General features: G+C 56.5%; 18 protein-coding genes. 12 read left to right on the top strand and 6 right to left on the bottom strand.

The window, feature by feature from the left end; genetic code table 11:
• Positions 1–73: 73 nt before the first annotated feature.
• A complete protein-coding gene (locus AC2FIT_RS01475; RefSeq protein ID WP_496825964.1) occupies positions 74–535 on the bottom strand; it encodes a peroxiredoxin in 462 nt (153 codons plus the stop codon).
• Positions 536–618: 83 nt separating this feature from the next.
• On the opposite strand from AC2FIT_RS01475, the gene AC2FIT_RS01470 reads away from it, so the two are divergent.
• From AC2FIT_RS01470 to AC2FIT_RS01455, 4 genes are all read left to right on the top strand, one after another.
• Positions 619–3,987, top strand: a complete 3,369-nt coding sequence (locus AC2FIT_RS01470; RefSeq protein WP_496825962.1) for a YhdP family protein — start codon at positions 619–621, stop codon at positions 3,985–3,987.
• 31 nt (positions 3,988–4,018) lie between these two features.
• Complete coding sequence (gene queA / locus AC2FIT_RS01465) at positions 4,019–5,065, top strand: tRNA preQ1(34) S-adenosylmethionine ribosyltransferase-isomerase QueA (RefSeq protein ID WP_496825960.1); 1,047 nt, start codon at positions 4,019–4,021, stop codon at positions 5,063–5,065.
• A 115-nt stretch (positions 5,066–5,180) separates the two neighbouring features.
• The gene (locus tag AC2FIT_RS01460; RefSeq protein WP_496825958.1) at positions 5,181–6,452 is read left to right on the top strand and encodes an MFS transporter; all 1,272 of its coding nucleotides are present in this window, start codon (positions 5,181–5,183) and stop codon (positions 6,450–6,452) included.
• Positions 6,453–6,562: 110 nt separating this feature from the next.
• On the top strand, positions 6,563–7,141 hold the full coding sequence (locus AC2FIT_RS01455) for a DUF924 family protein (RefSeq protein ID WP_496825956.1): 579 nt from the start codon (positions 6,563–6,565) through the stop codon (positions 7,139–7,141).
• Here the strand turns inward: AC2FIT_RS01455 and AC2FIT_RS01450 are convergent.
• A complete protein-coding gene (locus tag AC2FIT_RS01450; protein ID WP_496825954.1) occupies positions 7,138–7,572 on the bottom strand; it encodes a hypothetical protein in 435 nt (144 codons plus the stop codon). The two genes, AC2FIT_RS01455 and AC2FIT_RS01450, sit on opposite strands and share 4 nt — an antisense overlap.
• Before the next feature lie 214 nt (positions 7,573–7,786).
• Here AC2FIT_RS01450 and lpdA point away from each other — a divergent pair, with 214 nt between their 5' ends.
• Positions 7,787–9,181: a dihydrolipoyl dehydrogenase gene (lpdA, locus tag AC2FIT_RS01445; RefSeq protein WP_496825952.1), complete on the top strand. Its 1,395-nt coding sequence runs from the start codon at positions 7,787–7,789 to the stop codon at positions 9,179–9,181.
• A gap of 54 nt (positions 9,182–9,235) precedes the next feature.
• Here the strand turns inward: lpdA and AC2FIT_RS01440 are convergent, their stop codons facing one another.
• A complete protein-coding gene (locus AC2FIT_RS01440; protein ID WP_496825950.1) occupies positions 9,236–10,621 on the bottom strand; it encodes a M20/M25/M40 family metallo-hydrolase in 1,386 nt (461 codons plus the stop codon).
• Between the two features lie 320 nt (positions 10,622–10,941).
• Here AC2FIT_RS01440 and hemA point away from each other — a divergent pair, with 320 nt between their 5' ends.
• The 3 genes from hemA to ispG all read left to right on the top strand — a co-directional run bounded on the left by hemA (position 10,942) and on the right by ispG (position 14,697).
• Positions 10,942–12,165 (top strand): 5-aminolevulinate synthase, encoded by a 1,224-nt coding sequence (gene hemA, locus AC2FIT_RS01435; RefSeq protein ID WP_496825948.1) that lies wholly within the window; start codon positions 10,942–10,944, stop codon positions 12,163–12,165.
• A 127-nt stretch (positions 12,166–12,292) separates the two neighbouring features.
• Positions 12,293–13,504, top strand: coding sequence for a helix-turn-helix domain-containing protein (locus AC2FIT_RS01430; protein ID WP_496825946.1), 1,212 nt, complete (start codon positions 12,293–12,295; stop codon positions 13,502–13,504).
• 71 nt (positions 13,505–13,575) lie between these two features.
• The gene (ispG, locus tag AC2FIT_RS01425) at positions 13,576–14,697 is read left to right on the top strand and encodes a flavodoxin-dependent (E)-4-hydroxy-3-methylbut-2-enyl-diphosphate synthase (protein WP_496825944.1); all 1,122 of its coding nucleotides are present in this window, start codon (positions 13,576–13,578) and stop codon (positions 14,695–14,697) included.
• A gap of 157 nt (positions 14,698–14,854) precedes the next feature.
• On the opposite strand, the gene AC2FIT_RS01420 is transcribed toward ispG, so the two are convergent.
• The 3 genes from AC2FIT_RS01420 to AC2FIT_RS01410 form a co-directional block, all read right to left on the bottom strand.
• Positions 14,855–15,754 (bottom strand): FkbM family methyltransferase, encoded by a 900-nt coding sequence (locus AC2FIT_RS01420; protein ID WP_496825942.1) that lies wholly within the window; start codon positions 15,752–15,754, stop codon positions 14,855–14,857.
• 307 nt (positions 15,755–16,061) lie between these two features.
• Complete coding sequence (locus tag AC2FIT_RS01415; protein WP_496825940.1) at positions 16,062–16,820, bottom strand: DsbA family protein; 759 nt, start codon at positions 16,818–16,820, stop codon at positions 16,062–16,064.
• Positions 16,817–18,199 (bottom strand): M48 family metalloprotease, encoded by a 1,383-nt coding sequence (locus AC2FIT_RS01410; protein WP_496825938.1) that lies wholly within the window; start codon positions 18,197–18,199, stop codon positions 16,817–16,819. Before AC2FIT_RS01410 ends, AC2FIT_RS01415 begins: the two co-directional genes overlap by 4 nt.
• Here AC2FIT_RS01410 and AC2FIT_RS01405 point away from each other — a divergent pair.
• The 4 genes from AC2FIT_RS01405 (at position 18,198) to prfB (ending at position 24,445) form a co-directional block, all read left to right on the top strand.
• Positions 18,198–19,361 carry a pyridoxal phosphate-dependent aminotransferase gene (locus AC2FIT_RS01405; protein WP_496825936.1) on the top strand — a complete coding sequence of 388 codons (1,164 nt, stop codon included), beginning with the start codon at positions 18,198–18,200 and terminating at the stop codon, positions 19,359–19,361. The two genes, AC2FIT_RS01410 and AC2FIT_RS01405, sit on opposite strands and share 2 nt — an antisense overlap.
• A gap of 66 nt (positions 19,362–19,427) precedes the next feature.
• The gene (locus tag AC2FIT_RS01400; protein WP_496825934.1) at positions 19,428–20,648 is read left to right on the top strand and encodes an N-acetylmuramoyl-L-alanine amidase; all 1,221 of its coding nucleotides are present in this window, start codon (positions 19,428–19,430) and stop codon (positions 20,646–20,648) included.
• Positions 20,649–20,743: 95 nt separating this feature from the next.
• Entirely contained in the window at positions 20,744–23,230 is a 2,487-nt protein-coding gene (locus AC2FIT_RS01395) for a penicillin-binding protein 1A (protein WP_496825932.1), read from the top strand.
• A 90-nt stretch (positions 23,231–23,320) separates the two neighbouring features.
• Positions 23,321–24,445 (top strand): peptide chain release factor 2, encoded by a 1,125-nt coding sequence (gene prfB / locus AC2FIT_RS01390; protein ID WP_496825930.1) that lies wholly within the window; start codon positions 23,321–23,323, stop codon positions 24,443–24,445.
• Positions 24,446–24,456: the final 11 nt, after the last annotated feature.

Raw genomic sequence — 24,456 nt, 5'->3', positions numbered from 1 at the left:
CTTGGACACCGGGTATCTCCACCTGTTGAGTTGCACGGGTCTTAGACCGGTTGGCGACTGCGGTCGAGAGCGTTCACATCGCGCGCACGGCTTCCAGCACCTCATCCACGTGGCCGGGTACTTTGACCTTGCGCCAAACCTTGGCGATCTTGCCTTCGGCGTCGATAATGAAGGTCGAACGCTCGATCCCCATAGACTTTTTGCCGTACATGTTTTTCTCGACCCAAACACCGTAGTCTTCACAAACGGTTGAGCCTTCATCTGACAGCAAGGGCGTGGTCAGATTGTGCTTGGCAACGAACTTGTCGTGCTTGGCAACGCTGTCCCGCGAAATCCCGAAAACGTGAGCGCCCGCATCAGCAAAGGCTTGAAGTTGTTCCGAGAAACCGATGGATTCCTTGGTGCAGCCCGGCGTATCATCGCGGGGATAGAAAAAGAGAACAACAACGCCGCCGCGCATGGCTGACAAGCTGACCTCATCGCCGCCGTCGCGGGGCAAAGTGAAATCCGGGGCGATGTCTGAAACGTCGGGCATTGGAAACTCCGTTAAAGTTTTCTAAGGGCTGCCCGTCATCATAGGGCGCTGCGAGCGGGTTGAAAGACGTGGATGGAAAATTGATGCAGCACGAAGACGAAAGTGCGCCGCAGTCGGAGACCCCTCCGCGCCGTCGGTCGCGCCGTCGTGTCGCTGTGCATTTTTCTGGTTGGACCGTGCTTTCGATTGGGGTTCTGGCTTTCGTCGGTTGGTACTTCCTGTTCGGCCAGAACCTTCACGCGCCTGAATGGGTGCGCGAAAAGGTCGAGCAGCGGTTGGAAGAAAGCCTTGGGGGGCTTCAGTTCCGGTTCGGCGACGCCAGTTTCGTCGTCAATGAGGAATGGCGGCCACGGCTGCGACTAACCGATGTCACGATCAGCGATGCGTCAGGCCAACAGATTGCGCAGATGTCGGACCTGCGGACCCGCCTTTCAATGCGCGGCTTGTTGAGGGGGCAAATCCGTCCGCGCCGCATCATTGTGCGGGATGCGCAAATCTCGCTGACCCGAGGGCAGGATGGGGCCTTGTCGCTGACCGTCGGCTCGGGAAGTACGCCGGTTCAGGAAGCTCCGGATCTGGCCCAGTTGATAGACCAATCCAATGATGTGTTCTTATCGCCAATCCTGTCTGGCATTCGGTCGGTGGAATTGGAGTCCTTGACGCTGGACTATCAGGACCTGCGCCTTGGCCGAGCTTGGGTGTTCGATGGCGGTCACGTCACAGTTACGCGCAACAAGGATGAGTTGCGTCTGGCGACCGGGTTCTCGGTTCTGACCGGGCGCGATTATGCCAGCACGATTGAGGCCAATTACTCAAGCGTTCTTGGGTCATCTCAGGCTGAGTTCGGCGTTTCGATCACCGACCTTCCGGCGGAAGACATCGCTAGCCAAAGTCTGGCCCTGTCATGGTTGCAGGTCCTCAAAGCACCGATTTCAGGCGCGTTGCGTGGCAGCATCGACGCAACCACGGCACTTGGGCCGCTCTATGCCACACTGAATCTTGGGGCAGGGGTGGTGCAACCGACACAAGAAACCAAGCCGATCCCGTTCGAGTCCGCCCGAACCTACTTCACTTATGAGCCCAAGCGGCAGGAACTGGACTTTAACGAGGTCTCAGTGGTTTCGGCGTGGGGCTCTTTTCAGGCTGAGGGCAAAGCGTATCTTGAGGGAATCGAGAATGGTACTCTGGACAGTCTGACCTCGCAGCTCAGCCTCAGCAATATCAACATCAATCCGGCCGACCTGTTTCCAGTACCGCTGTCATTGGCGCGCGCCGATCTGGACATGCAGATGAAGCTGGCTCCGTTCCGGTTGCGTTTGGGTCAGATCATGGTCGAAGACGCCAATTACCAGCTGCTCGGCTCGGGTAATTTGATTGGTGAAGCCAATGGCTGGGTGGCAGATTTGGACGCGCATCTGGACGGCATGAACGCAGGTGAACTTCTGAATTACTGGCCCGAACGATTGGCACCGAAGCCACGGACCTGGGTAGAGAAAAACCTGTATGAAGGCAGGGTTTCGGATGTTGATTTCGCGCTGCGTTCCCGGCCCGAAAGCAAGCCGGACATATATCTGGATTTTGGGTTCGAGGATGCAAAGATTCAGTTTGCAAAGACCCTGCCGCCGCTTGAACACGCGCAGGGCCAAGCCAGCCTGATCAATCGCCGCTTTACCGCGACGGCTGAGGCGGGCGTGGTCTTTGCAGATGAAGGGGGCGCAATCGATGCATCCGGCACGTCGTTCATCATCCCCGATACGGGTATCAAGAAAGACTCACCATCGATCACACGGATCACCGCAAAGGGCACTACGACAGCGGCCTTGTCTCTGCTTGACAGGCCACCGCTGGAATTGCTGACCAAGGCTAACCTGCCCGTGGACGTGGCTGAAGGGCAGGTGGGCCTGTCCGGGACGCTGTTCCTGCCGATGAAGAAAAAATTGCAGTTCGACGAAACGCAGTTCCACTTCCTCGGCGAAATAGATGATGTCCAAAGCGAAAAGCTGGTCCCGGGTTTTTCAGTCGGTGCCGACCGGCTTCAATTAAAGGGCAATGAGACCGAGATTGAAGTATCCGGCGACGGGGTGTTCGGTGACGTTCCGATCCAAGCCACTTGGCGGCAACCTATCGGTGGGACCGAACCACAACGCAGCGAGGTCACCGGCCAGATCGAACTGTCCCCCCGTCTGATGACTGAACTGAAAGCCGGTCTGCCGCAGGGAATGCTGACAGGGCGGGGCACTGCGGATATTGCGCTAGGGCTGGGTGCGGGTACGCCGCCACGGCTAACCGCGTCTTCTGATCTGGCAGGTGTTTCCCTAGCCATTCCCGAACTCGGCTGGCGCAAGGGGCCGGGCTCAACTGGAACCATGAAGGTTGAGGCCACGCTGGGCGAGAATCTACGCGTTGATGAACTGGTACTCGACGCCGCTGGATTGCGCACCTCGGCCTCCATTTCCTTCAATGACGGGGGTTTCGACCGTTTACAGTTCAGCTCGTTCGATCTGGGGGATTGGCTGGCGGTACCTGCCGAACTGGTCAACAGCGGCGGGGCAGTGCCCGATATCCGCGTTCTGGGCGGTGTGATGAACCTTGCGCGCGCGACCTTCGGCAGCGGTGGTGAAGGCGGTGGAGGCTCTGGCGCCGGTCCCCGGCTTGATGTGGCCTTGGATCGCCTTCAGGTCACTGAAACCGTTGCTTTGACCGGGTTTAACGGTGCGTTTCAGACCAGCGGGGGTGCTACCGGTGCCTTCACAGCCACCGTGAACGGTGGCGCACCGGTACGCGGACAGGTCACCCCGCGTGAGGGCCGCAGCGCGGTGACGCTGAAGTCGGGGGATGCCGGGGCGGTGTTGCGGTCGGCGGGAATGATCACGCAGGCGCGTGGGGGAGATTTGGATTTACAACTGGAACCGGTGGCGGGTCCGGGCAATTACGACGTGATCCTCAATATTTCTGACACGCGCATCAAGGACGCTCCGGCCATGGCTGCGCTGCTGAATGCAATCAGCCTTGTGGGCTTGCTGGATGAAATGGCGGGGCAAGGTATCTTTTTTGCCAGCATCGACAGCCGCATGCGGATTACGCCGACCGAAGTGAAAGTTCTAAGTGGCAGCGCCGTTGGCCCGTCAATGGGCCTGTCGTTCGACGGTACCATCGACACGGTGGCCGGAGTTCTGGATTTGCGGGGTGCGATCTCACCGATCTATCTGGTCAACGCAATTGGCAGCGTCTTCACCCGGAAAGGTGAGGGCGTCATAGGGTTCAACTATACTCTGACCGGGCCGTTGCGGCAGCCGAAGGTCTCGGTGAACCCGCTTTCCGGTCTGGCGCCACTATTCCTGCGCAATCTGCTACGTCCCCCGGCCCCAACAGTTTCCGATGGACCCAACGCACAGCCCATAAAGCCCGATGAGCCAAAACGAACTTTTGGATCATCGGCCGAGGAGCGTTGATTTGGATTGAAGGGCGCTGTATGGCGCGGCCATGAAACTCAGCGATTTTGATTTCCACCTTCCCGAAGACTTGATTGCAACGCGGCCCGCCAGCCCGCGCTCATCGGCGCGGATGCTTGTTGCGAGCAAGGATACGCTGTCGGATGCGCATGTGTTCGATCTTCCCGATTGGCTGCAACCCGGCGATCGGCTGGTTCTAAATGATACACGCGTCATCCCCGCGCGCCTGAATGGTCGCCGCCATCGTGACAGCGCTCAGGGACCAGTTTCAGCTGCAATTGAGGCAACCTTGTTGGACCCGCAGGCCGATGGCACATGGGCGGCACTGATCAAGCCGTTAAAAAAGGTTAGGCTAGGGGAAGACATCCAGTTTTCCGATGACCTCAACGCGACGCTTGAACGCGCGGAAGGTGGGCAGGCCTATCTGAGGTTTAACCTGACAGGGGATGATTTCGACGCGGCATTGGAACAGGCAGGTGCGATGCCTCTGCCACCGTATATCGCCGCCAAACGCCCGGCGGACGAGCAGGATAAGACAGATTACCAAACGATCTGGGCGCGAAACTCTGGCGCGGTTGCGGCTCCTACAGCCTCGCTTCATTTCGATGAGCCCCTGATGCAGGCGCTTGCAGTGCGCGGCGTCGAGCTTAGCCATGTGACGCTGCATGTGGGCGCTGGCACCTTTCTGCCGGTCAAGGTTGAAGACGTAACCACCCATAAAATGCATGCGGAATGGGGTCGGGTCAGCGCTGAGGCCGCAGAAGAAATCCGCGCCACGAAAGAGGCTGGCGGTCGGATCATCCCCGTCGGAACAACTGCCCTGCGCCTGATCGAAAGCGCAGGACGTTCTGGCCGGATTGAACCTTGGGAAGGTGAGACGGATATTTTCATCTACCCCGGGTTTAAATTCCATGTGGCAGACGCGTTGATGACCAATTTCCACCTGCCAAAATCCACACTTTTGATGCTGGTGTCGGCACTTATGGGGCAGGACAGAATGCGCGAAGTCTACGCCCATGCCATCGAGCAGGAATACCGATTCTTTTCCTATGGTGACGCGTCGCTTTTGATCCCGTAAGAGGCGCGTTGTCGGGATCATTTGCCCGCAATGTCGTAGACAAGCACGAACAGAGACGTTTTTCCTATACAAGCGATTCCACAGTTCAGGTCGAATTTTTTTCTTGGAGGCGCGAATGCTTCAGGTTCTTTCCAGCGCATGGGCGCTTCTTCTGGGGATGGGGCTTCTGATGGTCGGCAACGGCCTACAGGGCACGATTCTTGGTGTTCGCGGTGAAATCGAAGGGTTTTCGACCCTAGAGATGTCGTTTGTGATGTCGGCGTATTTCCTTGGCTTTCTTGGCGGCTCGCGCCTGGCACCCGAGATGATCAGACGCGTCGGCCATGTGCGCGTGTTCGCGGCACTGGCGTCGTTCATCTCGGCAGTGATGATTTTGTACCCGTTGATGACCAATCCCGTGGTCTGGATTCTGGGGCGCGTTCTGATCGGGTTCTGCTTTTCCGGCGTGTATGTCACGGCCGAGAGTTGGTTGAACAACGCCGCCAGCAACGAGAACCGCGGACAGGCCCTGTCGCTTTATATGATCTTTCAGATGGTAGGTATTATCAGCGCGCAAGGTTTGGTCCTTTTGGGCGACCCTGCTGGGTTCGATACGTTCGTGATCGCCTCGATCCTGGTTTCGGTTTCGTTTGCGCCGATCCTGTTGTCGATTTCACCTACGCCCGCATTTGACACCACCAAACCGATGACCCTACGCGAATTGTTTGGGTATTCACCGCTTGGCTGCGTCGGTATGTTCTTGCTTGGCGGAGTGTTCTCGGCTCAGTTCGGCATGGCGTCGGTTTACGGTGCGCGGGCAGGGCTTTCGCTGGTCGAAATCTCGACTTTTGTGGCCGCCTTTTATATCGGCGCGTTGGTGCTGCAATACCCACTGGGCTGGTTCTCGGACCGTATGGACCGCCGCGTCCTGATCATGGTGGTTGCGGTCACTGGTGCGTGCGGCGCGATTGCAGGAATGCTGTTTGGTTTGGCTTTCCCGATCCTGCTGGTTTCGGCCTTTGTGATCGGAGGGATGTCGAACCCGCTGTATTCCCTTCTCATCGCTCACGCGAACGACTTTTTGCAGCATGAGGATATGGCCGCCGCATCGGGTGGGTTGTTGTTCATTAACGGCCTTGGCGCTATTGCTGGCCCGCTGATTACGGGTTGGCTTATGGGGGATGCGGTGTTCGGCCCGCAAGGGTTTTTCCTGTTCATCGCCGCGCTTCTTGTTACCACGGCTGTTTACGCGCTGTACCGCATGACCCAGCGTGCCGCGATCCCGGTTGACGAGACAGGCACCATGTCCACGGTCTATGCGACAGCTTCGCCCGTTGCGGTCGAACTGGCGCAGGAGGTCGCTATAGAAGCCGCCGAAGCCGACGCTGAAACGCAAGATGTTGCCTGAAACACAAGATTATGTCGCAAGTGTTGCAAATTTTTACTGTAACAAATCTGTAAATAGGCATTTAATGTCCTTACGTCCCTGGGGAGGGCAACAAGACGGAGTTTAGGGCAATGGTTGGGCCTGAAGAAGTATTGAGTTTTTGGTTAGATAAGATTGGTCCCAAGGGTTGGTATCTACAAGACGACGCTTTGGACGCAGACATTCGCGAACGGTTTTTAACCACTTGGGAAGTCGCGAATGAAGGCAAGTTTTCTCTTTGGTTGACCTATCCCAATGGGTCGCTGGCCTACATCATCCTGATGGACCAGTTCCCGCGTAACATGTTCCGCGGCAGCGCCAAGGCATTCGCATCAGATCGCGCCGCCTTGTCGGCAGCCAAATGTGCGATAGACAAAGGCTGGGATCTGAAGATTGACGAACCCGCGCGGCAGTTCTTTTACCTGCCTTTGATGCATTCGGAAAACTTGTGCGATCAGGAACGCTGTGTCCGTCTGATGTGTCAAAATATGCCCAGCAGCGACCAAAGTAATCTGTTGCACGCACGTGCGCATCGTGAAGTGATCCGCAAGTTTGGGCGGTTTCCATACCGAAACGAAGCCCTGAAGCGTCCGATGACGGCACACGAAGCGGCCTATGTTGACATGGGCGGATATGGTGCAACGGTTCGCGAACTGCAGGCCGCCGGCTAGGACTGGGGCACGCAACCTCGAACAGCGATGATCCGGTCGGCGACCACGTCGGCCGATTTTTCTATGGCAGAGTTAATCAACGTCTGTGGTGACTCGGTAATCTCAGCAATGCGTGCCTGCGAATCCTGCATCCTGGCTTCCATGTTCTCCAGCGTTGCCAAAGCCGTTGAAATGCGCAGTTTCTCGGCAATATCCGTAACAGTTCCGCTGTCCTGAATATTTGTAAGATCGCTGCGCAGGGCTGCAATTTCGCCTCGGATACCGCGAATTTCGTCTTTTAACGGCGCGACAATCTGCACTTTTTCAGAAAATACAGTGGTGATGTCTTCTACGGCCGTTGCCAGCCGCCACCCCAGAAAGAGGCATAGCGCCACAAGGATAAGCGTGGCATTGAGCAGGGCAAGCAAAAGGTCTTTGAACGTTTTGGCCATGATAAGCCTCTCGAATAACTTGCGTTTAGGACTGAACGTCTAATTCGACACCTATGTTCTAGCCATTGAAACTCGTGCGGTATAGGCTGAAATCCGCATGAAGCGTTACATTTCGCCCGCGTCTGTTTTGTCGCGGGAAAGGTGTGTTGATGCGTTTCGGGATATAGTTTAATGGTAAACTAATTTGACAACCGACCTGCGCCGAGAGGGAAACATGGCTGCACAATCTTTTGATCTGATCGTAATCGGCGCTGGTCCGGGCGGCTATGTGGCTGCCATTCGCGCGGCACAGCTAGGCTTGAAAACGGCCGTGGTCGAGCGTGAGCACCTGGGCGGCATTTGCCTGAACTGGGGGTGCATCCCAACCAAGGCGATGCTGAGGTCCTCGGAAGTGTTTCACCTGATGGAGCGCGCCAAAGATTTTGGCCTGACCGCAGACAAGTTCGGCTATGATCTCGATGCTGTCGTCAAACGCTCTCGCGGAGTCGCGAAACAACTGACCAGCGGCGTTGGCCATCTTCTCAAGAAAAACAAGGTCACCGTGATTATGGGTGAGGCAACGATCCCGGCAAAAGGCAAGGTGAGCGTCAAGACCGACAAGGGCAGCGAAGAGCTGACCGCGAAGAACATCGTCCTTGCGACGGGTGCCCGGGCGCGTGAGCTGCCGGGGCTTGAGGCTGACGGCGATCTGGTTTGGACCTACAAACATGCCCTGATGCCGCCGCGCATGCCTAAGAAACTGCTGGTCATCGGCTCAGGCGCGATCGGCATCGAATTTGCCAGTTTTTACAATACCCTCGGCGCGGATACGACGGTGGTCGAGGTGATGGATCGGGTGCTACCGGTTGAAGATGCCGAGATCAGCGCCTTTGCCAAGAAGGCCTTCACCAAGCAAGGTATGACCATCATGGAAAAGGCGATGGTCAAGCAACTGGACCGCGCCAAGGGCAAAGTCACCGCGCATATCGAAGTGAAAGGAAAAGTCGAAAAGCACGAGTTTGACACCGTGATCTCGGCTGTGGGCATCGTCGGCAACGTTGAAAATCTCGGGCTTGAGGCGCTAGGTGTTAAAGTAGACCGAACCCATGTTGTGACTGATGAGTTCTGCCGCACCGGCGTCGATGGGCTTTATGCCATCGGCGACATCGCGGGCGCGCCCTGGCTGGCGCACAAGGCCAGCCATGAAGGCGTCATGGTGGCCGAGTTGATCGCAGGCAAACACGCGCATCCGGTCAAACCCGAAAGCATCGCAGGCTGCACCTATTGCCACCCGCAGGTTGCCTCGGTCGGATACACCGAAGCCAAGGCTAAAGAACTTGGCCATGATGTCAAAGTGGGCCGCTTTCCCTTTATCGGCAACGGCAAAGCCATCGCCTTGGGTGAGCCCGAGGGGATGATCAAAACCGTGTTTGACGCCAAGACAGGTGAGTTGTTGGGCGCGCACATGATCGGTGCGGAAGTGACCGAGTTGATTCAAGGCTATGTTGTAGGGCGACAGTTGGAAACAACGGAAGAAGACCTGATGAACACGGTGTTCCCGCACCCGACGCTGTCAGAAATGATGCATGAAAGCGTTCTGGACGCTTACGGTCAAGTCATTCACATGTAAGTTTGGCTTGAAACCAAGTTGAAGGCACCGCTGGGTAAGCGGTGCCTTTTTTCTTTAGCGGGTCAAGGCATCCAGGATGCGCGCCCAGGACCTGATGCCCTTGTGAAAGCTTTTCACGTCATACTTTTCATTCGGCGAGTGGATGGCATCGTCTTCATTCGCAAAACCGACCAACATCGAATCCAGCCCGAGTTCCGTGTTGAAATATCCGACAACCGGAATCGATCCGCCCATTCCGGTGAACACGGCCTCGCGGCCCCATTCATCTGACAAGGCACCACGGGCAGCTTCGAATTCCGGGCGATCCAAGTTCATGACCGAAGCAGGAGACCCCTCAAGATCGTTGTCCCACTCGATCTTTGCATCGGGTGACAGGCGGTCTTCGACATGTTTGCGAATTTTGTCACGCAGGTCGTCAGGGTCCATGTCGCCGACCAACCGACAAGTGATCTTACAATGCGCTTGCGACGGGATGACCGTTTTCGATCCGGCGCCGTTATATCCACCCCACAGGCCGTTAACCTCAAGCGTCGGGCGTGCCCATTGCTGTTCCAGCGTTGAGTATCCCTTTTCACCATGGGGTTGCGAGTATCCGACGGACTTTAGGTAGTCGTCCTCGTCAAAGCCGCAGATTTCCCATTGCTTCAACTGCTCGGCAGGCACTTCGTGGACACCTTCATAGAACCCTTCGACTGCGACGCGACCGGTTTCATCGTCATAGAATGAGGCGACGATTTTCGACACTTCTCGCAGTGGGTTCAATCCGGGGCCGCCGTAGTGGCCCGAATGCAGGTCGATCCGCGGGCCGATGATGGTGAATTCGTCCTTGAGCATCCCGCGCAACTGCGAGGCAATCGATGGCACGCCGCGCGAGACCATAGCGGTGTCGCACACCAGCGCCAAGTCAGCCTTCAATTCGGCCGCGTTTTCGCGAAGGAAGGGAACCAAGGAAGGAGAGCCAGATTCCTCTTCGCCCTCAAAGAAAAAGGTGATGCGGCAGGGCAGGGACCCATGCACCGCTTTCCACGCCCGGCAGGCCTCGACAAATGTCATCAACTGGCCCTTGTCGTCCGACGATCCACGCCCCCGGATGACGGGTCCGTTGTTGGTCTCTTCGATGGCTGGATCGAACGGGTCGCGCGTCCACAGGTTCAAGGGGTCCACCGGTTGCACATCGTAGTGCCCGTAAAACAGGACATGCGGCGCGTCGCCGTCTTCTCCGATATGGCCTACGACCATTGGATGACCAGTTGTTTTGCGCTTTTCTGCTGCGATGCCAATCGTTTGCAGATCAGCCACCAGCCAATCGGCAGCCTGATCCACCTGCGCGTCATAGGCCGGGTCTGTCGAAATTGACGGAATGCGCAGCAGTTCCATCAGACGATCGATAGAGGTTTGCAAATCGGCGTCGATGCGGTTCAAAACGTCGTCCAGCGACATGGGGGTCTCCTGCTTGTAAAACTTGGCGGGAACCTAACAGCGCCACCAGCGCCGTCCAGTCCGCTGTGGCTGGATGTGGTACAATATCGGAAACACTTGGAAACACCTGCGTCGTTTCCCCGCGTCTGGGGGCCGTAACTTTACTTGTCCATGCTGATGTGACGGGATATTTGATGCAAATCAAACATGTGATCCCAATGTCGTTTATACGTAATTGCTACAAGGGAACGCATAGGCGCGCGCTCGGCTTTGTCCGGTGATGGCGTCAGGAACATCGCCGGGCCGAATAAGTCTTGGGTCGGGCACGTAAGGAGACATCGGTGGACTATACTGCTCAGCTCGATACAGCGATTGCCAGGCTACATGATGAAGGACGTTACCGGACCTTCATCGATATCGAACGCCGAAACGGCCATTTCCCACATGCGGTGCGGACTCGCCCGGACGGGTCACAGCAGAATGTCACCGTTTGGTGTGGCAATGACTATCTGGGCATGGGGCAGAACCCTATTGTACTGAATGCCATGCACGAAGCTATTGAGTCAGCCGGGGCAGGCTCGGGTGGTACGCGCAATATCTCGGGCACCACGGTTTACCACAAACGTCTTGAGGCTGAACTGGCTGATCTGCATGGCAAAGAGGCTGCGCTTTTGTTCACCAGCGCGTATATTGCCAATGACGCCACGCTTAGCACCCTGCCGAAACTGTTTCCGGGCCTGATTATTTATTCTGATGCGCTGAACCATGCCTCGATGATCGAAGGCGTACGCCGTAATGGCGGTGCCAAGCGTATTTTCCGCCACAACGATGTTGCCCATCTGCGCGAACTGCTTGAAGCAGATGATCCTAATGCGCCCAAGTTGATCGCCTTCGAATCGATCTATTCGATGGACGGTGATTTTGGTCTGATCGAAGCGATCTGTGACCTGGCAGACGAATTCGGTGCCTTGACTTATATCGACGAAGTGCACGCTGTTGGTATGTATGGCCCGCGCGGCGGTGGTGTGACTGAGCGTGATCGCCTGGCGCATCGCATCGACATCATCAACGGAACGCTAGCCAAGGCGTTTGGCGTTATGGGGGGCTATATTGCAGCCAGCGAGAAAATGTGCGATGCCGTACGCTCTTACGCGCCGGGCTTCATCTTTACGACGTCTTTGCCGCCAGCGGTTGCGGCGGGCGCGGCAGCATCCGTCGCCCATTTGAAAACAGCTGTTGAACTGCGTGAGCAGCATCAAACGCAGGCCAAAATCCTGAAGCTGCGCCTCAAGGGGCTGGGTTTGCCGCTGATTGACCATGGAAGCCACATCGTTCCTGTGATCGTCGGCGACCCCGTGCATACCAAAATCCTCAGCGACCGGTTGCTTGATGACTTTGGAATCTACGTGCAGCCGATAAATTTCCCGACTGTTCCGCGCGGAACAGAGAGGCTGCGTTTTACCCCATCCCCAGTACACGGACCCAACGAAATGGACCGCTTGGTTCACGCCATGGACGAACTTTGGTCACATTGTGCGCTAAATCGCGCCGAACTTGCAGGTTAGCCTCACGGGAAAGTGTGCAACTGGTTTGTCGCGTGTTAGAGTTAAGTAACAAAATTAGCGGGCGAATCATTTACAAAGCGATTCTCCGTTAGCGTGAAACACGCGAAGGCAAAATGGGGCAGCAGGGATGATTGGGCGCAGATCTCAGCGCGAATCCGAACGCGATACTGACGTCAGGCCAAAGGGCTATGATGATTATGAAGTTCGGCTTGGCGACAGGATGCGGGGTGAGCGCGCAACAATGGGCAAGTCCCTTCTCGATGTTCAGCGGGAATTGCGCATCAAAGCCAACTACATTGCTGCGATCGAAGACGCGGACCCAGACGCGTTCGACACACCCGGCTTTATTGCCGGTTACGTGCGTTCTTATGCGCGATATCTCGGGATGAACCCAGACGATACATTTGCTGCATTCTGTGAAGAAAGCGGTTTTGAGGTCGCGCATGGTATGTCGGCCGAAGCGTCGGTTGTGCGAAAACCAAGTGGCGGTCTGCGTACGCAAGGCTCGATGGGCCGCGATCCGTTCATCTCTCCCAATACGCCGTACCTACCGGGTCGGGAATCGTTGGTCAGCCAGATTGAACCGCGGGCTATTGGATCGTCATTGGTGTTGATCGCGGTGATCTGCGGTATCGGCTATGGCGGCTGGTCGGTTCTGAACCGGATTCAGCAAGTGCAAGTCAGCCCGGTTGAGCAAGCGCCCGTCGTTCTGTCTGATCTTGATCCACTGGATGCCGCGCGCTCTGGTTCTGCGACCGAATCCAACGTTGCAGACAATCCCAGCACCGAGGCATTGGACCGCCTGTATCGTCCACAGGCTTTGGACGTGCCGGTTTTAGTGGCGCGTGATGCGCCGATCTCAACTCTGGACCCGCGCACAGTTGGAACCTTCCTGCCGCAGCAGTTGCCGCAGGTCGAGATTGCCGAGGTTCACACGGTTGAGCGCCCTGCGTTGCCGCAGGTGGTTGAACAGATTGATACGACGTTAAAGATCGTTGCAGTGAACCCATCATGGATGCGGGTAACGGCTGCGGATGGAAGCGTGATTTTCGAAGGCACCCTTGGCACAGTTGAACAGGGCAGTGTTTTTGAGGTTCCGCTGACCGAAGAACCACCATTGTTGCGTGCAGGTGCTTCGGGATCTGTGTTCTTTTCGATGAATGGCGAACACTACGGACCTGCGGGTGCGCCGGGTACAGTTGCCAAAGGTGTAGTGCTGTCCAAGGATGCCGTTGCTGAAAGCTATGCCGTTGCTGATCTTGAGGCAGAACAAAACAGCGCCCTCAAACAGTTGGTGGCCGAATTGCAGGCGCAAGCAGCCGAAGCCCCTGCTGAGTGATCTAGCCATTGCGATGCTCCGGTAGGCGGACTATTTAAAGACCTAATCTAGCCAGCCTTGGATTTGTCTTTATGTCGCTTAATCATGTTCGTCCGTGGCGCAATATCTATCGCCGCAAGTCCCGTCAGATCATGGTCGGTAATGTTCCCGTCGGCGGCGACGCGCCGATTGCTGTTCAGACGATGACCAACACGCTGACAACCGACGTGGCTGCGACCGTGGCCCAGGTGCAAGCCGCGGCTGAGGCGGGCGCGGATATCGTGCGGGTCTCGGTCCCGGATGAGGCATCGTCCAAGGCGCTGAAAGAGATTGTGCGTGAAAGCCCCGTGCCGATCGTTGCCGATATCCACTTCCACTACAAAAGAGGGATTGAATCTGCCGAGGCCGGCGCCGCCTGCTTGCGGATCAATCCGGGCAATATTGGTGATGAAACACGGGTGAAAGAAGTCATCAAAGCAGCCCGAGACCACAATTGCTCAATCCGGATCGGGGTGAATGCGGGCAGTCTGGAAAAGCACCTGCTTGAAAAGTACGCTGAGCCATGCCCCGAGGCGATGGTTGAAAGCGGGTTAGAGCATATCCGCATCCTTCAGGACAACGACTTTCACGAGTTCAAAATAAGCGTAAAGGCCAGCGACGTATTCCTGTCGGCCGCTGCGTATCAGGGTATCGCCGAGGCAACCGACGCACCGATACATCTGGGTATTACCGAGGCTGGGGGGCTGGTCTCAGGCACTATCAAATCGGCTATCGGGCTGGGTAATTTGCTGTGGATGGGAATCGGCGACACGATCCGCGTAAGCCTGTCCGCCGATCCGGTCGAAGAGGTCAAGGTTGGCTATGAAATCCTGAAATCTCTTGGTCTCCGCCATCGCGGCGTAAACATCATCTCGTGCCCGTCCTGCGCGCGGCAGGGGTTTGACGTGATAAAGACGGTTGAGGCGTTGGAGCACCGGCTGGAACATATCAAAACACCGATGAGCCTGTCGATCATCGGCTGTGTGGTAAACGGCCCGGGCGAGGCGCTGATGACCGATGTCGGCTTCACAGGCGGCGGTGCGGGGTCAGGTATGGTCTATCTTGCGGGCAAGGCCAGCCATAAGATGTCGAACGATCAGATGATTGATCACATCGTCGAACAGGTTGAGAAAAAGGCGGCTGAGTTAGACGCGGCGCAGGAAGCCGCCGAGTAAACCACCTCGGTGGGTAAGCGTGGATGATATCAAAGCCGCTGAAGGACAATTGCAAGTGGTAGACATCTGTCAGCCGTTGCAGCGTTGGGTATACCAGCTCTGTCTGGGGAAAACGTGTGCGTTTGGTCCGCGTTCTGTGCCAGACAAGCTATCAGTTTTACTTCGCAGATGAATGCTTTGCGTGCAGATCAAACCACCCGATGATCTGAGCAAAGAGGTTGTCAGGCGCGGTTTGAGTGGCTAGATTCAGCGCCTTTTGAATTTTCAAAGCGTCTTCGTAAGAAATCCATTTTCCGGGCAGATCTTCGCCAAATACGCCCGACGCGCTTGATTTGAACTTATGTTTAACGATCTTGCCGTGCGGCGAAAGGGGCGAAACCGTCTGGGTTTCAACATATTTTTGGTTCGAAAACTTGAACCCGTCATACCCGTTCTCATGCAGGATGTTGAGCATGTCCGAGCTGCCGTTCTCGACCGAAACATAACGTGGCAGGTTCGGAAGTTTCATGATTTGTGAAAGCGCAACACTATCATAACCTTCGATATCGATCTTAATATAAAGAATCTGCCCGGAAACCGAGCTTAGTTCACTGGACAAATCTACCGCCGGGACACTGATCTTTTCGGCCCCTTTGAGTCGGCTGCCGATTCTTTCGTCGACTGAGCTCCAGGCTGAAATATGCTTATTCACGTAAAACGCGACTTCGTCTGTGGTGTCGTCGGTTACAGCAAAATTTCGGATATCGACCCCATCGACGCCGAGATCTGCAAACTGTTTGGCCACTGTGGCGCACAAGTCCGGAATGGCCTCGACAGCAATGACATGAAACCCTCTTTTTCGGTAATAATGCGTGTCCTTACCATCGTTCATGCCGACATCGACAATGATACCCTGATCCGCCTTTGGATATTGGGGTGTGTCGTCTGAGGTCGTTTTTGAGACTTTCGGCCGATTAGCATCTGGATCAGAGGCTATTTTCTTTCCCCGAAGAACTCGTCCCGCATCACGAACACGCCGCGCGGCGCGGGAAAGTCCAGAGTTCTTGTTGTTACTCATGCGCACCCCGGCCTATAGGTCAATGACTTTGATATATTCAAAGATATCGTTCAAAACGCGGGTTGTGAACTTGAAATTTGCCGACACCCAAGGCAGGCGGTCATGAGTGACGTCTCAGCAGTTGCGAGGGGAGTTAATCCTGCCTGTGGTCCTTCCCGGCGCAGCTAAGAGAGTTGTGGCTGATCGGCGATGCAGCCCTTTTTGCAGCGTTTTGCGACTCGTGGGCAAATCGGAGCTTAATGAATGTGCAGTTTTTGCTCCGATGCTCCATCAATCTGGTAGGGGGCGGATTATCCGCCCCGATTGTTTAGCTACGACTTGCGCGTACACCGTCGGCGATTTGTTGCATTTGCTCGGCAGGCAGGAAGCCGCGGAGCATTTCGGTCCCCAAGACAAAAGAAGGCGTTCCCGAGATATTCATACGCTGGGCCAGCGCGCGGGTGCGGGAGATTTCGTCGGTCACCTGTTCACTGTCCATCGCCGCAATGATTGCGTCGCTGTCCAATCCCAAACCGTCAGAAATACGGCGCAAAGAGATTTCATTCGGTTCACCGTTGAATTCCATCAGGGCGTCATGGACCTGTTTATATGCGTCGTCACCGGCCACGTGTTTGGTAGCCACGGCAAAACGCGAGGACAGAACCGAAGCCTCACCCAGGATCGGAAATTCCTTTATTACAAACCGGATATTGCCGTCTTCGGTCAGCAGGCTGGCAACCTCGGACACTGCACGGCGGCAATAGCCGCAGCGATAATCCATGAACTCGACCAAGGTAATGTCGCCCTCGGGGTTGCCGCCGACCCAGCTATAGCCGTCGTTGAACAGCTCATCCGTATTTGCCTTGACCAATTCTTTGTCGGCCGCCACTTCCAGCGCGGCATTGCGCTGTTCCAGGATGTCGATCGCTTCAAGGATCACTTCGGGGTTTTCCAACAGGTATTCGCGCACCTGTGCGCCAAACTCTGCTTTTTCAGCATCGCTGAGCGCGTTCAGGTCCAACGCCAGGGCCGGGCCGGTCAAAAGAGAAAGCCCGACAAGGGCGGGTGCTGCACGTCTGAGGATCATTTCAGTTTCCTTTTCGCTTTCTTTGCGCGTTCCGAGGCAATCAACACGTCCTGTGCCCGTTGCCAACCTGGTGAGCCTTCGGGCAGTTGTCCCAAGGCCCGTTTTGCATGAATACCCGCGTCGGCCAACTGGCCTTGCAAAGCATATCGTTCTGCGGTCACGACCGAAGCCATTCCGTTGTTTCCAACCTTCGCATACGCCATTCCAAGGTCATGCATCAGGCGGGCATTCAGGTAGTCTCTTTGTCTTGCCTTTTCAAGCGCTTGTAGTGCTTTCTTCGTTTGACCGCTTGCTAAAAGGGCGCGTCCGTAGCCAGCAAGAATCAATGCGTTATTCGGGGCTTTGTCCACAGCATTGCTATAGGCAGTGACTGCGTCCTGCAACTGGCGGTTTTCCAGCAAGATCTGGCCCTTTAACTCATAATAGAACGGATCGTCCGGACGAATAGCCAATGCGCCATCTATCGCAGATCGGGCTGATGGCAGATCACGGTTTTGATGAAAGGCTGCTGCTTCGCGCATCAGTCGTATGTCCCGTGCGGTTTCTTCTTTCGCGCGCCGCATCGTCCACGTTGATGATCGAAGGAAGGCGGATAATTTACCTTTCACACGCGCGAACCAGTACTCGGCATTTGGGTCTGTCTTCGACCAGTCGCCGTATTGGTCCAGAAAGGCCTCGGCTGCGCGCAGACGTTCGCGGCTGGTGGGGTGCGAACGCATATAGGGGTCTTGATTGACCGGGTTCAGCAGTTCTTGACCTGCGAATTTGCGATGCAATGCAACCATACCAGCGGGCGAAATTCCCGCCGACCTGAGATAGCTGGCGGCGCTGCGATCGGCCGAGGCTTCTTCGGTGCGTGTGTGGCTCAGAAAACTGCGTAAAGCCGCGCTTTGGGTGCCCGCAGCGATACCTGCTGCGGCTTCGCCGCCGCCAGCAATTGCTGCAATCAGAGCCAGCGCAGTGCCAATTCCGGCGTTACGGTTCGCAGCCCCCAGGTTCTCAACGCGCCTGGCCAGATGACCATTGGCGATATGCGCGGCCTCATGCGCGATAACGGCCTGCAGCATTTCGGGGCTATCAACCGACAAAATCAGCCCGTAATTCAAATAGATCGCTCCATAGTCGATGACAAACGCGTTGAATGTGCCGTCATTGACAACCAGAACTCTAACCCGGTTGGTATTCAGGCCCGCGGCACGCAGTATCGGAAAGGCCAATTCCCGCAATCCGTGCTCTATATCAGGGTCCCGAATCAAACCTTGCGCGGATGCCGGAACAACGCCTGCCATCCATGTCACTGCTGCCAGCAACACGGCTGGGATTGACGCCACCCTGCATAAGCGTTCAAAAGCCATGGTCGCAACATGGGAGATGGGCATGAAAAACTCAACCCGGTCCGGGGTCGATCCTTTTATCGTGATGGATGTGATGGAGGCCGCACGCCGCGCCGAAGAAGCCGGGCGCCACATTATCCACATGGAGGTGGGCCAGCCTGGAACCGGCGCACCCACTGGGGCGACCAAGGCGCTGGCACAAGCAATGGAGCAGGGCCCGTTGGGGTACACAGTGGCTTTGGGTCTGCCCGCGCTGCGCCAGCGGATCGCGCGGCTTTACGGCGAGTGTTACAACCTCGATCTAAATCCGGATCGGGTGGTGATTACGCCGGGCTCGTCGGGCGGATTCCTTCTTGCGTTTACGGCGCTGTTCGACAGCGGGGACCGGGTAGGCATCGGCGCGCCGGGCTATCCATCTTACCGGCAGATCCTCAAGGCGCTGGGTTTGGTTCCGGTCGATCTGCCGACTGCGCCGGAAAATCGTTTGCAACCGGTGCCTGCTGATTTTGACGGTCTTGATCTGCAAGGTCTGATGGTTGCATCCCCGGCCAACCCAACTGGTACGATGTTGGACCATACCGCCATGGGTGCGCTGATCGAGGCGGCGCACGGGCAGGGGGCGTCCTTTATCAGTGATGAGATCTACCACGGTCTGGAATATGAGGCCAAAGCCGTAACCGCGCTGGAATTGACGGATGAGTGCTACGTCATCAACTCATTCTCAAAGTATTTTTCAATGACAGGCTGGCGGGTCGGATGGATGGTCGTGCCCGAAGATCAGGTGCGCGTGATTGAGCGTATTGCCCAGAACATGTTCATCTGCGCCCCACATGCCAGCCAGGTCGCGGCGCTGGCGGCTATGGATTGTGAAGACGAGCTTCAGGCCAACCTTGACGTATATCGCCGCAACCGTTCGCTGATGTTGGATGGGCTGCCAAAGGCCGGGTTTACCAACATTGCTCCACCTGACGGGGCATTTTACGTCTATGCTGATGTCTCAGACCTGACCGATGATAGCCGCGCCTTTGCTGCTGAAATTCTCGAAAAGGCCGGGGTGGCCGTTACACCGGGGTTGGATTTCGATCCGGTGAGGGGCCATCACACGCTGCGGTTCTCGTATGCCCGCGCGTCCGAAGATATCGAGGAAGGGCTGCTTCGCCTGCAGCGTTTCATGGCTCAACGTGCGGCGCGCACAACACCAGCGTAACCCGTTCACAAAGCAGCGCGGTTCGGTTAGGCTGTTGGTCAAACGATCTCGGGAAAACTTGAGGCCATGAGCAGGATTTTCTACACCATCGCCCTGATCTGGGCGCTGACGGGTGCTGCGCTTGCGCACGACTTCAGTGCGCTTGCACGCATTCTGCCCGATCAGAGCCGTATTGCGGATCACGGTCGCTCGGGTGTTCGTGTCGATCTTGGTTTAAGTCAGGGTGTGCCATACCGGGTTTTCACCCTTCGCGATCCCTATCGAATGGTTCTGGATTTCCAGGAAGTTGATTGGACGGGGCTTGAGGTTGAAAGTTTTTTGCAGACTGACCGGATCAGCGACGTGAAATTTGGTGCGTATGTTCCGGGTTGGTCGCGGATGGTGTTAGAGCTTGGTGCTCCGTTGGCCGTGGATACTGCGGACTTGCGCGTGGATCAGGTGACCGGAACAGCGCATCTTTCACTTGGGTTACGCGGCACTGATTTCGACAGTTTCACCACCAATGCCGGCGCGCCGCGCCAACTGGACTGGGACTTGCCGGAACCGGCAATCTGGCCTGCAAAGCCGGGACGCGATGGTACGCGCCCATTACTGGTTATGCTGGACCCCGGCCATGGTGGCATTGATCCTGGGGCCGAGGCCGGCGGGACAAATGAAAAAACCCTGATGCTGACCTTCGCACGCGAGTTACGCGAAACGCTGTTGCGTGCCGGTGGCTATCAGGTGGTGTTGACGCGTGTTGACGATCATTTCGTCAGCCTTGAACGCCGCATTGCCTTGGCACACCGGGCGGGCGCAGATGTTTTTATCTCGTTGCACGCAGATATCCTGTCGGAAGGACAAGCGCACGGAGCAGCTATTTACACGCTGTCCGACGATGCGTCGGACGTCGCCAGCCGCAAGTTGGCTGAACGTCATGACCGGGGCGACCTGATTTCGGGTATCGATCTAAGCGGGGCAGATGACCAAGTAGCCGATGTGCTGCTGGACATTGCCCGCCAGGAAACCAAGCCCCGCACCGACGCCCTGGCTCGGGCGCTTGCGGGCGGGATGGCGCAGCAGGGCGGGCCGATGAACAACCACCCGGTCCGCAGGGCGTCTTTCTCTGTTCTCAAGGCGGCTGACATTCCTTCCGTCTTGGTAGAACTTGGGTTTCTCTCCGACACCAGAGACCTGAAAAACATAAAGGACCCCGAATGGCGCAAAGCCATGGCGCTTGGAATTCTGCACGGGTTAGAGCAATGGCGCCGGGATGATCAGGTAAAAAGGTCCCTGATTGGCCAGTGACCCTGCGGCGCAAACCGGCTAATATAAGCCACCACGTTTTGACCTCGCAACGGGGCATCACTATATAGGCGGCAGCGCGAGTAAAAGGCAGTGACGTGATCCGTTTCATTCTTTCGTTTTTCGGGGCAATCTTCAGCCTCGTTACCTTGGGTATTTTCATGGCCGCGCTGGTGATCGGCGCGATCTTCTGGATGTATGGGCGCGACCTGCCCAGCCATGAATCGCTGGCGCAGTACAAACCGCCGACGATCAGCCGGATTTATTCGGGCAAGGGGCAACTGATTGACGAGTTCGCGCAGGAACGTCGCCTTTTTACTCCGTCGGAAGAGATACCTGATCTGGTGAAGCAGGCGTTTATCTCGGCCGAAGACAAGAATTTCTACACCCATCAGGGATATGACCCGCGCGGGATCATTGCCGCCGGGGTCGAGGCGGTGAAATCCAAGGGCGAAAACGTGCGCGGTGCCTCTACGATTACCCAGCAGGTTATGAAGAACTTTCTATTGTCTGGTGATCGACGCGCCGAGCGAAAGATCAAAGAGATCATCCTTGCCACCCGGCTTGAGGATACGCTGGATAAGGAACAGATCCTCGAACTCTATATGAACGAGATTTTTCTGGGTCAGAATTCCTATGGTGTGACCGCTGCGGCGCAGACCTATTTCAACAAAACACTGCAAGAGCTGGAACCGCACGAGGCCGCGACGCTGGCAGCGATGCCAAAGGCGCCGTCTGATTACCACCCTGTTCGGCAAAAGGATCGGTTGCTGGCGCGTCGGAACTATGTTCTGCGCGAGATGCAGCAGAACGGCTACATTGATCGGGCCACTTATGAAGACGAAGTCGCGCAACCGCTGCGCTCGGTTCAGAACGGCGATTTTGAAAGCTTCCGTACAGCCTTGCCGCCACGTGATTACTTCACTGACGAAATTCGCCGCCAACTGAGCGAGGATTTTGGCGAGGGGGAGTTCTTTACCGGTGGCTTTACCGTCCGCGCCTCGGTCGATGAGGAAATGCAGGTCGAGGCGGCCCGTGCGCTGCGTGAAGCTTTGCAGAAATACGACCGGTCGCGTGGCAGATGGCGCGGCACGGGTGAGGTCCTCCCCGAAGAAAAACTGGCCGATGAGACCCAGTGGCGTGAGGCGCTGGCGATCATGGAAATCCCACGCGACGTGGTGCTGCCAACACAGTGGTACCCGGCGGTGGTTTTGAACGTGGCCGAACAGTCGCTGACAGTGGGTATTGAGGATGGACCAGCAGACGGTGTTGTCCCGCGGTCTGATATCAAGTGGATGCAGGGCGATTTCGCGGCCAATTTTAAACGCGGCGATGTTATTTTGGTGATGGCTGGCGAGGAAGGCCAGTGGTCCGCTCGTCAGGTGCCCGAAGTGCAGGGCGGCTTTGTTGCGATGGATGTAAACTCGGGGCGTGTTCTGGCGATGCAAGGCGGGTTCTCGTATCAGGACTCGGTGTTCAACCGCGCCACGCAGGCACAGCGCCAGCCAGGTTCAAGCTTCAAACCCTTCGTGTATGCGGCAGCGCTGGATAGCGGCTATAGCCCGGCGACGATTGTTGTTGATGCTCCGATCGAGGTGAATACGCCACAGGGTTTGTGGCGTCCCAAGAACTCTACGAACAAATTCTACGGTCCCACGCCGCTGCGGACAGGGATTGAGCAATCGCGAAACTTGATGACGATCCGTCTGGCACAAGAGGTCACGATGCCTGTTGTCGCAGGTTATGCGGAACGCTTTGGCGTTTATGACCGGATGGGTGCATTCCTGGCGAATTCGCTGGGGGCCGAGGAAACGACGCTTTACAAAATGGTCGCCGCCTACGCGATGTTTGCAAATGGCGGTGAGCGGGTCGAGCCCACGCTGGTCGACCGTATTCAGGACCGCTTCGGCAAGACCATTTACCGCCACGATGACCGCCAGTGCGTAGACTGCGACTCTGGCTGGCTGGAGCCAGACGAGTCGCCCACCATAGTGACTGATCGTTGGCAGGTCATGGATGCGATTACCGCGTATCAGTTGACGTCGATGATGAAGGGCGTTGTCGATCGCGGTACGGCGTCGTCAGTTGTCAACCTGCCTGTGCCGACGGCCGGCAAGACAGGTACCACCAATGAATCCAAAGATGCGTGGTTCATCGGTTTCACCTCGAACATCGTGGCTGGCTGCTATATCGGCTATGACCGCCCGCGTCCGATGGGGCGGGGGGCTTATGGCGGCACGTTGTGCGGTCCGGTCTTCCAAAGCTTCATGGAAAAAGCGGTTGAGAAGTATGGGGGTGGACCGTTCGAGGTGCCACCGGGTGGTCAATTCATAAAAATCGACCGTTTCAGCGGAGCGCGGCTGCCGGAAGATGCCACCGGTGACTATGTGGTGGCAGAATATTTCCGCGACGGCGTCGATGGCTTTATCGACCGCGTCTATGACGGTGGGTTTGCGATGGGATCTGACTTGCCGCTGTTCGAAGAGGCAAGCTCGGGCCGTCAGGTCACCACGTCAACCGGCAGTACCGTCACCGTCGGACCCAATGCCAGCCAGGGTGATCTACAGGGCGGTGGCCTTTACTGACATCTGAAGTGTTTCGCGGCGCTGCTGTCTTGTGGTGCCCGTAACCTCTTGCTATCAGGCAGTCCTTATTGAGTGAGTTGGAACAAGACCATGCGCGCCGAAACCCAGAATATCGTGGCAGAGATTGAAAAGTCACTAGAGCTGCTGGCGCAGCGTATGGACTATGAAACCGCTCCACATCGACTTGAAGAGTTCAATGCGCGTGTCGAGGACCCCAATCTGTGGGATAACCCGGAAAACGCGCAGAAACTGATGCGTGACCGGCAGCTTTTGGTCGATGCAATTGAGACCTACGAATCCATCAAAACCGATCTGAGCGATAATATCGAACTGATCGAACTGGGCGAGATGGAAGAGGATGAAGAGGTCGTAACCGATGCCGAGCAGGCCATAAAGGGCCTGAAATCCAAAGCCGCCAAGAAAGAACTTGAGGCGTTGCTGGACGGCGAGGCCGACGGAAATGATACATTCCTCGAAATCAACTCGGGCGCGGGTGGCACCGAAAGTTGCGACTGGGCGTCGATGCTCGCGCGGATGTATGTGCGGTGGGCTGAAAAAAAGGGCTATACGGTCGAATTGCAGTCTGAGACCGCGGGCGAGGAGGCGGGGATAAAATCCGCCGCCTATAAGATATCGGGGCATAACGCCTATGGCTGGTTAAAGTCTGAAAGCGGCGTGCACCGTCTGGTCAGAATTTCACCTTATGACTCGGCAGCCAAGCGGCACACTTCGTTCAGTTCGGTCTGGGTTTATCCGGTGGTCGACGACAATATCGAGATTGAAGTTAACCCGTCCGATATCCGCATCGACACATACCGGTCTTCAGGTGCAGGTGGTCAGCACGTGAACACCACGGATTCGGCGGTGCGGATCACACATATTCCCACAGGTATCGTCGTAACCTCGTCCGAGAAATCTCAACACCAGAACCGGGACATCGCGATGAAGGCCCTGAAATCGCGTTTGTACCAGCAAGAGTTGGACCGTCGGAACGCGGACATCAACGCGGCTCATGAGGCTAAGGGTGATGCGGGTTGGGGCAACCAGATCAGATCCTACGTTTTGCAGCCCTATCAGATGGTCAAGGACCTGCGCACGAATTATGAAACTTCGGACACCAAGGGCGTTCTGGATGGTGATCTGGATGGGTTCATGGCAGCGACACTTGCGCTGAACGTGGCGGGCAAAAGCCGATCCGAGGCGCAGGGCGATTAAGCTATGCACGG

It is taken from the genome of Ruegeria sp. YTSA135, assembly GCF_059610165.1.
This window is presented reverse-complemented; position numbering and strand designations above follow the sequence as displayed.

Coding starts and splice junctions, on each gene's coding strand:
- lpdA (WP_496825952.1), top strand. CDS start 7,787: ATGGCTGCACAATCTTTTGATCTGATCGTAATCGGCGCTGGTCCGGGC.
- AC2FIT_RS01420 (WP_496825942.1), bottom strand. CDS start 15,754: ATGAGTAACAACAAGAACTCTGGACTTTCCCGCGCCGCGCGGCGTGTT.
- AC2FIT_RS01440 (WP_496825950.1), bottom strand. CDS start 10,621: ATGTCGCTGGACGACGTTTTGAACCGCATCGACGCCGATTTGCAAACC.
- ispG (WP_496825944.1), top strand. CDS start 13,576: ATGTCGCTTAATCATGTTCGTCCGTGGCGCAATATCTATCGCCGCAAG.
- AC2FIT_RS01400 (WP_496825934.1), top strand. CDS start 19,428: ATGAGCAGGATTTTCTACACCATCGCCCTGATCTGGGCGCTGACGGGT.
- prfB (WP_496825930.1), top strand. CDS start 23,321: ATGCGCGCCGAAACCCAGAATATCGTGGCAGAGATTGAAAAGTCACTA.
- AC2FIT_RS01470 (WP_496825962.1), top strand. CDS start 619: ATGCAGCACGAAGACGAAAGTGCGCCGCAGTCGGAGACCCCTCCGCGC.
- AC2FIT_RS01410 (WP_496825938.1), bottom strand. CDS start 18,199: ATGCCCATCTCCCATGTTGCGACCATGGCTTTTGAACGCTTATGCAGG.
- AC2FIT_RS01455 (WP_496825956.1), top strand. CDS start 6,563: ATGGTTGGGCCTGAAGAAGTATTGAGTTTTTGGTTAGATAAGATTGGT.
- AC2FIT_RS01405 (WP_496825936.1), top strand. CDS start 18,198: ATGAAAAACTCAACCCGGTCCGGGGTCGATCCTTTTATCGTGATGGAT.
- AC2FIT_RS01460 (WP_496825958.1), top strand. CDS start 5,181: ATGCTTCAGGTTCTTTCCAGCGCATGGGCGCTTCTTCTGGGGATGGGG.
- AC2FIT_RS01475 (WP_496825964.1), bottom strand. CDS start 535: ATGCCCGACGTTTCAGACATCGCCCCGGATTTCACTTTGCCCCGCGAC.
- AC2FIT_RS01430 (WP_496825946.1), top strand. CDS start 12,293: ATGATTGGGCGCAGATCTCAGCGCGAATCCGAACGCGATACTGACGTC.
- AC2FIT_RS01450 (WP_496825954.1), bottom strand. CDS start 7,572: ATGGCCAAAACGTTCAAAGACCTTTTGCTTGCCCTGCTCAATGCCACG.
- queA (WP_496825960.1), top strand. CDS start 4,019: ATGAAACTCAGCGATTTTGATTTCCACCTTCCCGAAGACTTGATTGCA.
- AC2FIT_RS01415 (WP_496825940.1), bottom strand. CDS start 16,820: ATGATCCTCAGACGTGCAGCACCCGCCCTTGTCGGGCTTTCTCTTTTG.